Source organism: Actinomadura sp. B10D3, from assembly GCF_039871695.1.
GTDB classification, from domain to species: domain Bacteria; phylum Actinomycetota; class Actinomycetes; order Streptosporangiales; family Streptosporangiaceae; genus Spirillospora; species Spirillospora madurae.
Map to the genome: position 1 here is coordinate 104,406 of NZ_JBDPLY010000016.1, position 15,057 is coordinate 119,462.

9 protein-coding genes are annotated in these 15,057 nt (G+C 71.6%); 3 read left to right on the plus strand and 6 right to left on the minus strand.

Annotated features, from left to right (window positions below):
- Positions 1–2: 2 nt before the first annotated feature.
- Positions 3–644: a TetR family transcriptional regulator gene (locus ABGB11_RS23790; RefSeq protein WP_347636118.1), complete on the minus strand. Its 642-nt coding sequence runs from the start codon at positions 642–644 to the stop codon at positions 3–5.
- A gap of 71 nt (positions 645–715) precedes the next feature.
- Here ABGB11_RS23790 and ABGB11_RS23795 point away from each other — a divergent pair, with 71 nt between their 5' ends.
- The 3 genes from ABGB11_RS23795 (at position 716) to ABGB11_RS23805 (ending at position 9,354) form a co-directional block, all read left to right on the plus strand.
- Entirely contained in the window at positions 716–2,188 is a 1,473-nt protein-coding gene (locus ABGB11_RS23795; protein ID WP_347636119.1) for a carotenoid oxygenase family protein, read from the plus strand.
- A 148-nt stretch (positions 2,189–2,336) separates the two neighbouring features.
- Complete coding sequence (locus tag ABGB11_RS23800) at positions 2,337–5,777, plus strand: CDP-glycerol glycerophosphotransferase family protein (RefSeq protein ID WP_347636121.1); 3,441 nt, start codon at positions 2,337–2,339, stop codon at positions 5,775–5,777.
- A gap of 40 nt (positions 5,778–5,817) precedes the next feature.
- Entirely contained in the window at positions 5,818–9,354 is a 3,537-nt protein-coding gene (locus ABGB11_RS23805; protein WP_347636123.1) for a CDP-glycerol glycerophosphotransferase family protein, read from the plus strand.
- Between the two features lie 25 nt (positions 9,355–9,379).
- Here the strand turns inward: ABGB11_RS23805 and ABGB11_RS23810 are convergent, their stop codons facing one another.
- From ABGB11_RS23810 to ABGB11_RS23830, 5 genes are all read right to left on the minus strand, one after another.
- A complete protein-coding gene (locus ABGB11_RS23810) occupies positions 9,380–10,081 on the minus strand; it encodes a class I SAM-dependent methyltransferase (protein ID WP_347636124.1) in 702 nt (233 codons plus the stop codon).
- Between the two features lie 111 nt (positions 10,082–10,192).
- On the minus strand, positions 10,193–10,993 hold the full coding sequence (locus ABGB11_RS23815) for an SRPBCC family protein (RefSeq protein ID WP_347636125.1): 801 nt from the start codon (positions 10,991–10,993) through the stop codon (positions 10,193–10,195).
- Positions 10,994–11,158: 165 nt separating this feature from the next.
- Positions 11,159–12,013 carry a xanthine dehydrogenase family protein subunit M gene (locus ABGB11_RS23820; RefSeq protein ID WP_347636127.1) on the minus strand — a complete coding sequence of 285 codons (855 nt, stop codon included), beginning with the start codon at positions 12,011–12,013 and terminating at the stop codon, positions 11,159–11,161.
- Complete coding sequence (locus ABGB11_RS23825) at positions 12,010–14,409, minus strand: xanthine dehydrogenase family protein molybdopterin-binding subunit (protein WP_347636128.1); 2,400 nt, start codon at positions 14,407–14,409, stop codon at positions 12,010–12,012. Before ABGB11_RS23825 ends, ABGB11_RS23820 begins: the two co-directional genes overlap by 4 nt.
- A complete protein-coding gene (locus ABGB11_RS23830; RefSeq protein ID WP_347636130.1) occupies positions 14,406–14,897 on the minus strand; it encodes a (2Fe-2S)-binding protein in 492 nt (163 codons plus the stop codon). The genes ABGB11_RS23825 and ABGB11_RS23830 overlap by 4 nt, the downstream gene beginning before the upstream one ends.
- Positions 14,898–15,057 lie beyond the last annotated feature (160 nt).

The following is a 15,057-nucleotide window of genomic DNA, read 5'->3' on the forward strand; positions in this document are numbered from 1 at the left end:
CGTCAGTCCGGCCGTGCGCGACCGGCGGCGTGGGTGGCGAGGGCTTCGGCGGCGTCGGCGAACATGCCGGCCAGGGCGGACGGGGTGGTGTCGAACTCGCCGTCCAGCCAGGCGACGAGGTTCTCGCCCCACCCGGCCACCAGCATCGTCGCGGCGAAGTGCATGCGCGCCCCGGCGGTGGGCGGGATGTCGTAGAACTGCCGGGCGTAGTCGATGACGAGCTGCGTGTACCGGCGGCGGGCGGCCTGCCGGCGCGCGCGCAGGACGGGGCTGGCGGCCGCTTCGATGAGGACGACGCGGACCTTGCGCGGGTCGGCGCGCCCCAGGTCCAGGGCGGCCATCGCGGCGGAGCGGACGGTGGTGCGCAGGCCGGCGTCCGGTCCGGCGGCGGCCGCTCCCCGGGCGGCGGCGTCGGCGACCTCGGTCACGATCCGGTCGTGGACGTCGGTGAGCAGCGCGTCCAGGTCGGTGTAGCTCTCGTAGAAGTAACGCGGGTTGAGGCCGGCGCGCGCGCAGACCGCGCGTAGGGACGTGCCCTGGACGCCCTCCGTGCCGAGCAGGTCGAGGGCGGCCTCCAGGAGGGCGGCGCGGCGGTCGGCGCGGCGGCGGTCGGCGGTGACGCCGCCGTAGGGGCGGGGACTCACCCGACAATCTTGACACACCTGTTTCCAGAATCTACGTTTCTGGAAACAGGTGTAGCCAGTTGGAGACGGCCATGTCCCTGCCCACTCCGTCCCTGCCCACCGCCGCGCCGGACATGGGGCAGATCTTCGCCCCCCTGATGCACGAGCACGACTACGTCGTCGACGAGATCGACGGGACGCTCCCGGCCGGCCTGACCGGCACCCTGTACCGGATCGGCCCGGGGAAGTGGGAGGTCGGGCGGACGCTGATGCACCACCTGTTCGACGGCGACGGGATGGTCTCGCAGTTCGCCTTCGACGGGCGGTCGGTGCGGTTCCGCAACCGCTACGTCCGGACGGGCCAGTTCAAGCACGGCCTGGTCTCCGGTGACCTGCGCAGCCCCGGCGTGGGGACGGCCCTCCCGGGCGGCTTCTGGGCCAACTTCGCCAAGGGGAAGGGGCCCGCGAACGTCGCGAACACGGGCGTGGCGCTGCACGCCGACCGGCTGCTCGCCCTGTGGGAGGGCGGCCCTCCGCACCGCCTCGACCCCGACACCCTGGAGACCCTCGGCCTGTACGACTTCGGCGGACGCCTGCGGGGCGCGCTCAAGGCCTTCTCCGCCCACCCCAGGTGGGATCCGGCGACGGGCGAGATGTTCAACTTCGGCCAGGATCTCGCCCCGCTGCCCGCCCTGAACTGCTGGAAGGTCGACCGGCGCGGCCGGATGCGGCGGCTCGCCAAGGTCCGGATGCTGAACATGCCGTGGAACCACGATGTGGCGCTCACGACCCGGCACATGGTGTTCGTCCTGGACCCGTACATGTTCGACCTGCGCACCATGCTGAGCGGCGCGCCCGTCTTCGACGCGATCCAGCACCGTCCGGAGAAGGGGACGCGCTTTGTGCTCGTGCCGCGCAACGGCGGCCCCGCGCGGATCGTCGAGCATGAGGCGCTCGTCCACGTCCACGTCGCGAACGCGTTCGAGGACGGAAGCGACACCGTCGTCGACCTGGTGCTGCTGGAGGACTTCGACGCGGTCAGGCGTGACCTGTCCGAGTTCCGGACGCGCTTCACCGACCTGCCGCCCAGCAGGCTCATGCGGTACCGGATCACCCCCACCGGACGGGTGATCGAGACGCAGCTGTCCGAGCAGCCCGGCGAGTTCCCGCAGTACGACTGGCGGCGGTCCACGCGCCGCCACCGCTACACCTACATGACGGGACGCACCGGAGACAGCGGCGAGTACGACAGCGTTCTGAAGGTCGACAACGACACGGGCAAGACCGAGGTACACGGGATGGGCCCGCACACGTTCGTGGGAGAACCCATCTTCGTCCCGCGCACGACCGATTCCGCTGAGGACGATGGGTGGCTGCTGGCCGTGGTCTATCTCGCCGCAGAGCATCGCTCGCAGCTCAGCATCCTGGACGCCCGAGACCTGGAGAGCGTCGCCGTGCTTCACCTGAAGCACCATCTTCCCTTCGGCTTCCACGGCACGTTCACGCGCCGGGTCGCCGATCCCGGGGCGCCGATCCCGCATCCGGACCGGCTGCCGGTTCCCTGAGCGTCCCGGCTCCCCGACCTTCATGCGCCGGTCAACGGCCGCCAGGTGAGGTCAAGTCTGCGTCAGGGGACGGCCTGGCAATCGCGATGCGTGTTCAGGTGATGGCGTAACGTCACCATGCTCTGTGGGGCGAGGAGGAGGCCCCACCATGTCCCCGAAGCTCAGCGTCGTCGTGCCGTTCCACAACACCGAGGAGTACTTCCGGGAATGCCTGGAATCGCTGGCCGGCCAGACGCTGCGTGACCTCGAGGTGATCCTGGTGGACGACGGGTCCACCGACAACGGCGCGGTGATCGCCAAGGAGCTGTGCGCCCGCGACCCGCGGTTCCGCCTCGTCGCCCGGGAGCACGAGGGGCCCGGACCCGCCCGCAACGCCGGGGTGCGGCACGCGAAGGGGGAGTACCTGGCGTTCGCCGATGCCGACGACGTCGTGGACCGCGAGGCCTACGCGCGGCTGGTCGGGTCGCTGGAGCGGACGGGGTCCGACTTCGCCTCCGGGAACGTCCAGCGGATGGACGAGGACAAGACGTGGCAGTCGGTCCTACACGAAGGCGTCTTCAGCGAGTCGCGTTCGAGGACGCACGTGTCGTCCATGCCGATACTCATGCGGGACCGTACGCCGTGGAACAAGGTCTACCGGCGTGAGTTCTGGACCAGCTCAAGCCTGGAATTCCCCCCGGGCTTCTACGAGGACCCTCCTGTCACGGCGCGCGCGCACGCCCTGGCACGGTCCGTGGACGTCCTCAGCGAGACGGTCTACTACTGGCGCAAGCGGCCCGGATCCATCACGGAGGACCGCTACGACTGGGACAACATCAGCCAGCGGATGCGGTCGGCGCAGGCCGTCCAGGATGGTCTCGCCGCCTACGCGCCGCAGCTTCTGAACGCCTATGACGAGCACGCCCTCGTCCCGATCGAGCTTCGCGTCCTGTTCGAGGCGCTCCCCAGGACGCATGTCGAGCACCGCGAGGAACTCGTCGCCATGGGCGCGGAGCTGGCGGGAACCATCAGCCCCCGCGTCCTGAAGCGCCAGCCGGCGATGACGCGCCTGCAACTGCACCTGCTGTGCCGGGGGATGCTTCCGGAACTGCTGGAGGTCCTGCGCTTCGTGCACCTGCGCAAGACCGCGGACGCGCCGAGGGTGCGGCGCGGCCTGCGGCACCGCTGGTATGCGGAGTTCCCGTTCTTCGAGGACGAGGAGCGGGCCATCCCGTCGCACCTGTACGACGTGACCGACGAGCTGGAGCCGGTGGCGGCGATCGACGGGGCCACGTGGGTGGACGGGCGGCTGCGCATCGAGGGCCACGCCTACATCCGGCACCTGGACTCCTCCACCGAGGACGGGTCGCGCATCCGGCTGTGGCTGGTGGCGGCGAACAAGCGGGGCATCATGCGCGTGCCGGTCAGGCGGGTCCGGCGGCCGGACGCGACCGCCCGGTCGCGGCAGTCGGCGGTGTCCTACGACTGGTCCGGGTTCGTCGCGGAGATCGACCCGTCCGCGCTGAAGATGTTCGGGCGCTGGCGGGAGGTCGACTGGGTCCCGTGCGTGGAGATCGTCAACCGCGGCCTGCGCCGCCGGTCCACGTTCTCCAACCCGCGGCTCACCGGGCGGCAGTGGCCGGACGACCGGGAGTGCGCACCGGGCGTGCTCGTCCAGGGCGTCGCCGCGCGGAACCGGTTCGTGGTCCAGGTCCGGCCCACGCCGGCGGCGGTCGTCGGCTGCCATCTGGAGGGCGGTGAGCTGTGGCTGGACGGCTGGAGCCGCGCCCCGCTGGACGGCGAGCCGCGGATCACCGCCACCCCGAGGGCGGGGCGGGCCACGGTGACCGGCCCGGTCGACCCGTCGGGCGGCGGTTTCCGGGCGAGGCTGCCGGTCGCGGGGCTGGCGCGGCGGCAGGGCGACTGGGAGGTGTTCCTGCCGGACGGGGTCCGGCCGTACCTGGAGGAGCATCCGGCGGGCACGGCGTTCCCGGTCCCCGGCGGGGAGGTTGAGATCGCCAGGACGCGGCGCAGCACGCTGCGGATCGTCGTCCGCGGGCGCGTCCTCGCCGTCGACGAGGTGTTCTGGTCGCCCGACGGGGCCCTGCACCTGGCGGGCACCTGCGTGGACCGTGTCGGACGGCCGGACTCCCTGACGCTCCGCCGGAAACGGTCATGCGAGGAGCACGTCGTTCCCCTGGCCTGGGAGGGCGAGCGTTTCACGGCGAAGTTCTCGCCCGCGCGCATGCCGGTGCTCGGCCTGTCCCGGCCCCTGGTCGCCGGTACCTGGGACGTCCTCGCCGTCGTCGGCGGCCAGGAACAACCCGTCGTCCTCAGACGGCACACCCTCCGCGACGTGCCCGAGCCGTTCGAGGCGGGCCTCCACCGGATCACCGTCCGGGCACAGAAGACCGACCATCTGGTGCTCCGTGTAGAGACGGCCCTGGACGACGACGAGCGTGGAGCCTACGCGCAGGCGCGGATACGTTCCGGGCACTACCGGCGCCATCTGAACCTGCCCGTCCGTGAACTCGCCGTGTTCGACGCCTACCGGGGACGCCAGTACTCGTGCAACCCGCGCGGCATCTACGACGAGCTTCGACGCCGCGAAACCGACCTGGAATGCGTGTGGATCACCGAGAACGGCCAGTTCGGTAAGCCGGCGGGTGCCCGGACCGTCCTGGCAGGTACGCGCGAGCACTACGAGGCGCTCGCCCGCGCGCGCTACATCTTCGGCAACTGGTCGCAGAAGGAGTGGTTCTCCAAACGCGAAGACCAGGTGTACGTGCAGTGCTGGCACGGGACGCCGTTGAAGAAGCTCGGCTACGACGTCAAGAAGATGCCCTACAAGCGGGCCGAGGGCATCGACTGGATGGATTACGACGTCTCCCGCTGGGACCTCCTGCTCGCCCAGAACGCGTTCTCGGTGCCGCTGTTCCGGCGCGCGTTCAACTACGACGGGGACGTCTTCGAGAGCGGGTACCCGCGCAACGACATCCTGCGCAGCCCGCACCGGGAGGAGATCGCCGCGGCGGTGCGCCGGCGCCTCGGCATCCCGGAGGGCAAGCGGGTCGTCCTGTACGCGCCGACATGGCGGGACGACTTCCACCACGCGGTCGGCAAGCGCGCGTTCCGCCTGGAGTTCGAGATCGACCGGTTCAGGGCCGCGCTGGGCCGCGACCACATCCTGCTCCTGCGGACGCACTACCTCGTCACCGACCGGCCGAGGCTCAAGCCGGGCGACTGCGTCATGGACGTCTCCGTCTACCCCGACATCTCCGAGCTGTTCCTCGTCAGCGACGTGCTGGTCACGGACTACTCCTCGTCCATGTTCGACTTCGCCGTCACCGGCCGCCCGATGGTGTTCTTCACCTACGACCTGGAGCGCTACCGCGACCACGTGCGCGGCTTCTACTTCGACTTCGACGCGGAGGCCCCGGGCCCGCTGCTGCGGACCACGCAGGAGGTCGTCGAGGCGCTCGCCGAGCCGGCCGCCCTGGAGGCCGGGCACCGGGACGCCCGCGCCGCGTTCGCCGCCCGGTACTGCCCCCACGACGACGGCCGCGCCGCCGCCCGGGTGCTCGACCGGGTCCTCCAGCCGCCCCGATGACCACCGACCAACCCCTGAGAACCCCACCACGGAGCCGCTCGTGTCCCCGCAGGTAAGCATCGTCGTCCCCTTCCACACCACCGATGGCCGGCTGGCGGAGTGCCTGGAGTCGCTCGCCGCGCAGACGCTGCGCGATATCGAGGTGCTCATGGTGGAGGACGGGGCGGGCGACGGCGGAACGGTCCTCGCCAAGGACTTCGCCGCACGCGACGACCGTTTCACGCTCGTCCAGCCCGGTCCCGGCACGGCCGCCGTCGACGCCTGCGTCGAGGAGGCGAAGGGCCGCTACCTCGCGTTCGCCGACGGCGAGGACGCGCTGCCGCCGTATGCCTGCGAGCTGCTGGCCGGGACGCTGGATGTGACCGGATCGGACCTCGCCGGCGGAAACGTCATGTGCCTGGACGGGGAGCAGGTGTGGCAGTCGCCGCTCCATGGCGACGCCTACGCGAAGACGGTGAAGTCGACGCACGTGTCCGGTCACCCGTCCCTGCTGCAAGACAGGATGGTCTGGAACAAGGTCTACCGGCGTTCGTTCTGGGACGCGCACCGGTTCGAGCTCGGAAACGGCCAGGACGCGCTCGTCGCCGTGCAGACGCAGGTACTGGCCTCCGCTGTGGACGTGCTCGACGCGACCGTCTACTTCTGGCGGGACCGTCCGGGGACGGCCACACGGCTGCGTCCCGACCCGGCGGACATCACCCTGCGCATGGCGACGTTGGCGAACGTGCGGGATTTCGTCCGCGAGCACGCACCGGACCTCCTCCCCATCTACGACACGTACGCCCTGGACCTGGATGTGCGTGAACTCATGCTCGCCCTCCCCGCCGCCACGTGGGAGGAGCGGGAACGCCTGGTCGAGCTGGGCGCCGAGGTCGTCGCCGACGCCGGTCGTGCCCCCGCGGCCGGGCTGGAGGCGATCAGGAGGCTGGAGACGCACCTGCTCGGCGAGCGCATGCTCCCCGAGCTGCTGGAGGTGCTGCGCTTCGAGGAGAACCAGCCGCGGGACGTCCCGCTCGTGTCCCGGGGCCGCCTCCGCCCGCGCTGGTACGCCCGCTACCCCTTCTTCGACGACGTGGAGAGGGGCGTCCCGGAGGACGTGTACGACGTCACCGACGAGCTCACCCTGTGGGCGGACGTCGACCGCGTCGAATGGGACGTCGACACGCTCATCGTCGAAGGCCACGCGCACTTCGACCGGCTGGACGTGTCGTCGGCGGCGGACTCCCGTATCCGCGTCTGGATGCGCGATGTGCGGACCGGGAAGGAGATCAGGCTGCCCGTGGAGCGGAGCCGCCGCCCGGACGTCACGGCGCGCTCCGGCCAGTCGAGCGTCTCCTACGACTGGTCCGGGTTCACCGTGCGGGTGGAGCCCGACTACCTGCTGGACGGCGACGAGTGGCGGACGGCCACCTACGAGCTGTTCGCCGAGGTGACGACGGCCGGGCGCCGGGCGTCCCGGCGGCTGACCGCGATGGCGCCGGCCGTGCGCTGGACGGCGGCCCGGCAGGTGGACGAGCACGTGGCCGTCCAGCCGGCCGCCGGTGACGACGACGTGTTCGTCGTCCACGTCAAGCGCGCCAAGGCCGTCGTCACCCGGATCCGCTGCGAGGACGGCGCGCTCGTGCTGACCGGATGGACGCGGCGCGCGCTCGGAGCCGGGGCCGCCATGGTGGCGCAGCGCCGCCACGGCGGGCCCGAGGTCCGGGGCGAGGTGACGCTGCGGCAGTCGGCCGTCCTGCGCATGGCGGAGGGTACCGGGTTCGACTTCACCGCGAGGCTGCCCCTGGAGTTCCTCGGGTCCGTCCCGCCCGGCGAGAACGGGTCCGCGCCCTACCGCGCGCACCTGCGCGACGCCATCGACTGGGACATCCGGCTGACCGGCGAGGGAGGCCCGCTGAGGCTCGCCGTCGCGAGCAACGTCAAGGTCGCCCGGTACGCCCTCCCGGACCGCGCGGGACGCGGCCGGGAGTTCGCCCTCACCCGCACCGCCTTCGGGAACCTGCGCGGTGTGGAGCGAAGCCGCCGCCCGGTCGTCACGGCCGCGGACTGGGACGAGAACGGCCGGCTCGCGCTGAACGGGGACTTCACCGACGCTCGAAACCGTCCCGACCACTTCGTCCTGCGGCGGCGCCGGTCGGGCGACGAGCACCGCATCCCGGTCACCTGGGAGGAGGACCGCTTCACCGCGGCGGTCACGCCGTCCACGATGGGCGTGTTCGGGACGGACCTGCCGCTGAGCAGCGGCACCTGGGACCTCCTGGCGCGCACGGAACCCGGCGAGGTGGCCGTCGTCGTCGCGCGTGAGGCCATCCCCGGCCTCCCCGGTCCGCGGCGCCTCGGCACGCACGACTTCGCGGTCGGCGTCCACCAGATCGATGCCCTGACCCTGGAAAGCCGCCCTGCCCTTGAGGAGGACGAGGCGGGCGGTCACGCACAGGTGCTCCTCCAGCAGCGCGACTATCCCGTCTACCTGCGGAGCCCCCTGTCGGACATCGCCGTGTTCGACAGCTACAACGGCTCGCAGTACAGCTGCAGCCCGCAGGCCATCTACGAGGAACTCGACCGCCGCGACACCGATCTGGAATGCGTGTGGGTCTCCCAGGACGGCCAGTTCGCGGTCGACGGGAAGGCCCAGACCGTCCTGGCAGGAAGCCGCGAGCACTACCGCGTCCTGGCGCGCGCCCGGTACATCGTCACCAACCAGGGAATGCCGCCCTGGTACGTCAAGCGGGAGGGCCAGACCTACGTGCAGACGTGGCACGGCACTCCGCTGAAGCGCCTCGCCTACGACCTGCGGGACATGCCGTACCACCGCGCCGAGCGCCTGGACTGGATGGAACGGGAGGTGCCGCGTTGGGACCTGCTGCTGTCTCCCAGCCCGTACGCCACCCAGGTCATGCGGCGTGCGTTCAAGTACGACGGTGAGGTCCTGGAGACGGGATATCCCCGCAACGACATCCTCAGCACACCCGAGTGGGAGCGCATCGGGACGCGCATACGCAAGCGCCTGGGCATCCCCCGAGGGAAGAAGGTCGTCCTGTACGCGCCGACATGGCGGGACGACCGGTGCCACCCTGACGGCAGGCGCGGGTTCTCCCTGGAACTGGACGTGGAGACCATGCAGCAGGCCCTGGGCAAGGACCACGTGCTTCTCCTGCGGACCCACCACCACGTCACCGACCGGGACCGCATCGCCATAGATGAGGCCGGCGGCTTCGCCATCGACGTGTCCCGCTACCCCGACATGGCCGAGCTGTACATGGCGGCCGACGTGCTCGTCACGGACTACTCGTCCGCGATGTTCGACTACGCCGTCCTGGGCCGCCCGATCGTCCTCTACACCTACGACCTGGAGTGGTACCGGGATCACCTGCGCGGCATGTACATCGACCTGGAAGCCGAAGCCCCCGGGCCGGTCGTGCGGACATCCGCGCAGGTGGCCGAGGTGGTCAAGGCCGCGCCCGACAGCGAGCAGGACTACGCGGACGCCTACGACCGCTTCTTCGTGAAGTACTGCCCGCACGACGACGGCCAGGCGGCGTCCAGGACGGTCGACCGCATCTTCGGAGCCTCCTGAGCGGTGCCGTCCCAGCAGCGCCGTCTCAGCCCGGACGGCGGCCCCGCGCGAACAGCCACGCGCCCGGCCACGACGCGACCGGGAGCCGCCGTTCCAGCGCGGCCGACAGGCGCAACGCCTCGTTCGCGAGCGGGTGCAGGGGAGCCAGGTCCTCCCCTCGTGCCGTCCGGTTCCTGAGCAGGCGCAGGAACGGCCGATGCAGGACGCCCCTGCTCCACACGCGTTCCAGCACGAGCCCGGCGCCCTCCAGCAGCTCGACGAGCGCGCGGCGGGTGTAGCGGCGCACCCGCCCGAGCGTCACGTCGTGCACCGACCACAGGGCCATGTCGCACGGCACGGACACGAGGGCGGTCCCTCCCGGCCGCAGCACCCGGACGATCTCCGCGGCCGCCCGCGCGTCGTCCTCCACCTGTTCGAGGACGTCCAGCGCCAGCGCCAGGTCGTACTCGCACGGCGGGAGCGGCAGGTACCGCGCGTCGCCCTCGTAGGCCTCCACGCCGGACGCGCGGGCCAGCACCACGGCCTCCGGGTCCAGGTCGACCGCGACGGCCCGCCAGCCGTGCCGCATCAGCATCCGGCAGCAGGAACCCGACCCGGCTCCGATGTCGACGCCCGCCCCGGGCACGCTGAACCGCAGCAGCTCCGCGGACAGCATCTCGCGGCGCTCGCGGTGCCACCAGTTGCCGTCCTCGATCCGCGCGATCCGCTGAAGGTCGATGGTGTCCACAGGACAAGCCGACGGCATCGGCGGCGGCGCGTGCCACCACCTCCGCCGGACGCGCACGGATCGTTGACCCCGGTTTGACCCGGGGCCGGTACCGGCCGGTCTCCGCGGAGGTCAGCCCTTCTTCCGCCGGCGCAGGAAACGGAACGCCAGCAGCACCGCGATCAGGCCGCCGAGCGCCGGCACCGCGCGCTTGGCGATCGACGGACCCGCGACCTCCAGCAGGTCGATCGCGTCGTCCTTGGTCGCCACGTGGAGCGGTGGCCGGGCGGGCGCCGCCTTGGCCGGCTCCGCTTTGGCCGGCTCTGTGGCCGGCTCGGCCTTCTCCGCGGGCTCCTCCGGCTTCGCGGACGCCGCCCCGGCCCCGGCCTCCGCCTTCGCGGCCTCGGCGGGGCTCTCGGCAGCCGTCGCCGGCGCCTCGGCGGCAGCCTCCGCAGGAGCCTCGGCGGGCGCGGCCGCGCCGCCGTCGCCCGAGCTCTCCAGCTCGGCTGCCAGCGCCGTCGCGAACCGGTCGATGACCTTGGAACCGACCTCCGACAGGATGTTGCGGCCGAACTGCGCCGGCCGTCCCGTCACGTTCAGCTTCGTGTGGACGGTCACGCGTGTCGTGCCGTCCTCCTCGTGCAGCTTCGCCTGGACGGTCGCCGCCGCCGTCCCGGACCCGCGGGCCTCCTTGCCGGAAGCCTCCATCGTCACCACGCGGGCGGACTCGTCCGCCGAGACGATGTGCGCGGTGCCGCGGTAGGTGATGGTCATCGCGCCGACCTTCACCTTCATCCGCCCGGCGAACTCCTCGCCCTCGACCGAGTCGAGGGTCGCCCCCGGCATGCAGGCCGCGACGCGCTCCACGTCGAGCAGCACCTGCCAGGCCTGATCGATCGGAACGGGGACGGTGAAATCGTGGTCGAGTTCCATGATCAATGTCCTTATCGTCCGCGGACCCTGCCGCGACCCTACGGTGGCCGCCCGCCGCGCCGCCAGGGGGGACCCCGACGAGCCGTACCCGGCGGCGCGCCGGCCATGCGGCCGGACGCCCGCGAACCGCGGGATCCGGCCCCACGACCGCGCCCGTACGGACGGTCAGCCCGCGGCGGCGGCGAGCGCCCGCGCCGTGAGGACCGTCGCCAGATGCGCCCGGTACTCCGACGACCCGTGCAGGTCGGTGGGCGGTTCCGTGCCGGCCGCCGCCTGCGCCGCGGCCGTGCGGAACGCGTCCTCCGACGCGGGCCGTCCCCGGACGGCGGCCTCGGCCGCCTCGGCCCGCACCGGCTTCGGGCCCATGTTGGTCAACCCGATGCGCGCCTCCTCGATCCCGTCGCCGTTGCGGCGGACCGCGCACGCGACACCGATGATCGCCCACGCCTGCGCCGTCCGGTGGAACTTCTCGTAGTGGACGCCCCAGCCCGCGCCCATCTTCGGCACGCGCACGCCCACGAGCAGCTCGTCCGGCTCCATCGCCGACGTCATCCAGTCGACGAAGAACTCCGACGCCGGGATCTCCCGTTCACCGCGCACGGACCGGACGAGGAGCAGCGCGTCCAGCGCCAGCGCGACCGCGGGAAGGTCGGCCGCCGGGTCGGCGTGGGCCAGCGACCCCCCGAACGTCCCGCGGTGCCGGACGGCCGGGTCGGCGACCGTCTCCGTCGCCCGCGCGATCAGCGGCGCGTGCTCGCGCACCAGCGGGTCGCGGATCACCTGGTGGTGCGTCGCCATCGCGCCGATGACGACCGAATCGCCCTCGTCGCGGATCTCCCGGAGCCCGTCCACCCGGTCCAGGTCGATCAGCGCGTCCGGGTAGGCGAGCCGCAGCCGCAGCAGCGGCATCAGGCTCTGCCCGCCGGCCAGCACCTTCGCGTCCTCGCCCGCGTCGGCGAGCGCCCGGCAGGCGTCGTCCACCGAGGCGGGACGGACATAGTCGAACGTCGCGGGGATCACTGGTCACCTCCGGCCGAACCGAGACCGCCGCCCGCGCCGGGTTCGGCGGCGGCGGGCTTCTCCTCCGCGCGCATCGCGCGCCACACGCGTTCCGGCGAGCACGGCATCGGCACGTCGTGCACGCCGAACGGCCGCAGCGCGTCCACGATCGCGTTGACGACCGCCGGCGTCGAGGCGATCGTGCCCGCCTCGCCGACGCCCTTCACGCCCATCGGGTTGGACGTCGCCGGCGTCTCCGTCCGGTCCGTCGTGAACGTCGGCAGGTCGGCCGCCGACGGGACCAGGTAGTCGGCCATGGTCGTCGTCGTGAGGTTGCCCTCCGCGTCGTACACGGCCTCCTCGTAGAGCGCCTGCGCGATGCCCTGCGCGAGACCGCCGTGCACCTGCCCCTCCACGATCAGCGGGTTGACGACCTTGCCGACGTCGTCCACCGCCACGTACTTGCGGAGCTTCACCATCCCGGTCTCGGTGTCGACCTCGGCCGCGCACAGGTGCGTGCCGTGCGGGAAGGAGAAGTTGTCCGGGTCGAACGTGGCGTCGGAGTCCAGCGAGGGTTCGATGCCGTCGGGCAGGTCGTGCGCGGCGAACGCGGCCATCGCGACCTCCTGCAGCGTCCTGCCCTCCTCCTGGACGCCGCGGACGCTGAACCGCCCGCCGCTGAACTCCAGGTCCTGCTCGGACGCCTCCAGCAGGTGCGCGGCCACCTTCTTGGCCTTGTCGACGACCTTCTCGCAGGCCGAGAACAGCGCGACACCACCCACGGCCAGCGAACGCGAACCGTAGGTGTCCATCCCCTTGTGGGATATCGCCGTGTCGCCGTGCAGGACCTTCACGTCCTCGAACGGCACGCCCAGCCGGTCGGCGGTGATCTGCGCCCACGCCGTCTCGTGGCCCTGCCCGTGCGCGGACGACCCGGTGACCACCTCGACCTTGCCCGACGCCAGCACACGGACGGCGGCGTGCTCCCAGCCGCCGGCGCCGTACGACAGCGAGCCCAGCACGCGGGACGGAGCGAGACCGCACATCTCCGTGAACGTGGACACCCCGATGCCCAACTGCACCGGATCCTGGCGTTCCCGCCGGTCCGCCTGCTCGGCACGCAGCTTGTCGTACTCGAACAGCTCCAGCGCCTTCTCCGTCGCCGCCTCGTAGTTGCCCGAGTCGTACGTGAGACCCGCGATCGTCTCGTACGGGAACTCCTCGTGCTCGATCCAGTTGCGGCGCCGCACCTCGATGGGGTCGAGCCCCAGCTCGACGGCCAGCTCGTCCATCACCCGCTCGATGGCGTACGTGGCCTCCGGACGACCCGCGCCCCTGTAGGCGTCGGTGGGCGTCTTCGTCGTGAAGACCCCCGTGCAGGTGAACGACAGCGCGTCCATCTTGTAGATGCCGTTGTACATGAACGCGCCCAGCAGCGGGATGCCGGGAGTGACCAGCATCAGGTAGGCGCCCATGTCGGCCAGCAGGTCCACCTTCAGGCCGCGGATCCGGCCGTCCTGCTCCGCCGCGAGCGTGATCCGCTGGATCTGGTCGCGCCCGTGGTGGACGGTCATGTTGCCTTCGCTGCGCGTCTCGGTCCACTTGACGGGACGGCCGAGCCTGCGCGCCAGCAGCAGCGCCAGGACCTCCTCCCCGTACACCTGGAGCTTGGAGCCGAAGCCGCCGCCGACGTCCGGTGCGACGACCCGGAGCCGGTGCTCGGGGATCCCGGTGACCGTGGCCAGCATCAGCCGCAGGACGTGCGGGATCTGCGTGGCCGAGTACAGCGTGAACTCGTCGCTCTCCGGCACGCACAGGACCGACCGCGGCTCCATCGCCGTCGGGATCAGCCTCTGCTGGACGTAGCGGCGCTCGATGACGACCGGCGCGTCCCTCATCGCGGCGTCGAGGTCCCCGTTCTCGAACACCCACGTGTAGGACTTGTTCGTGCCGAGGTCGCCGTGCACCAGATCGGCGCCGTCGGCGATCGCCTCCTCCATGTCCACCACGGCGGGCAGCGGCTCGTAGTCGACGTCGATCTCCTCAAGGGCATCGACGGCCGCGGCCCTGTCCCGGGCCACGACGCACGCCACGGGCTCACCGACGTACCGGACCTCGTCCACCGCCATCGGCGGGTGGTCCGGCAGCTTCATGTCCTCCGTCACGACCCACGCGCAGGGCAGCGACCCCTGCTCGTCGGCGAAGTCGCGCCCGCTGAACACCCCGACCACGCCGGGACGCTCCTTCGCCGGGCCGGTGTCCACACCGGTGATCCGGGCGTGCGCGTACGGGCTGCGCAGGAACGCCACGTGCAGCGTCCCCGCCGGGGTCATGTTGTCGGTCCACCGCGTCCGGCCGGTGATGAGCCGGGCGTCCTCCGACCGCTTGCGCGGGCTGCCTACCTCCTGCACGGTCACGGCGTCACCTCCTGCCGGCCCGGCTCGCGCATCTCGCTCGCCGCGCTCCGGACGGCCTTGACGATGTTCTGGTAGCCGGTGCACCTGCACAGATTGCCTTCGAGGCCCTCCCGGACCTCCTCCTCGGACGGGTCGGGGTTCTCCCGCAGCAGGTCGAGCGACGCCATGATCATGCCGGGCGTGCAGTAGCCGCACTGGAGCGCGTGCTCCTCGTGGAAGGCCCGCTGCATCGGGTGCGGCGTGCCGTCGACGCCGAGGCCCTCGACGGTCGTCACGTCACGGCCGTCGGCCTGGACGGCGAAGACGGAGCAGCTCTTGACGCTCAGCCCGTCCATCAGGACGGTGCAGGCTCCGCAATTGCTGGTGTCGCACCCGACCGGGGTTCCGACCTTTCCCAGCCGTTCGCGCAGGTACTGGACGAGAAGGAGGCGCGGTTCGACGTCGTCCTCGTACGTCGCTCCGTCGACCTCTACACGGATACGTGGCATGCGTTTTCTCCCAGGGACGTCTCGGGGTGGACTTGGAGAGACGTCCCCTGGGCGGGGCGCGCGAATCCGGCCACGTCATCGGGGCCACCTCCGTGGAAGGCGACCCTACGAACCTATTCCGCTGTTGAATCCCGTACTAGCCCCAGACGCGGTTTGTTTA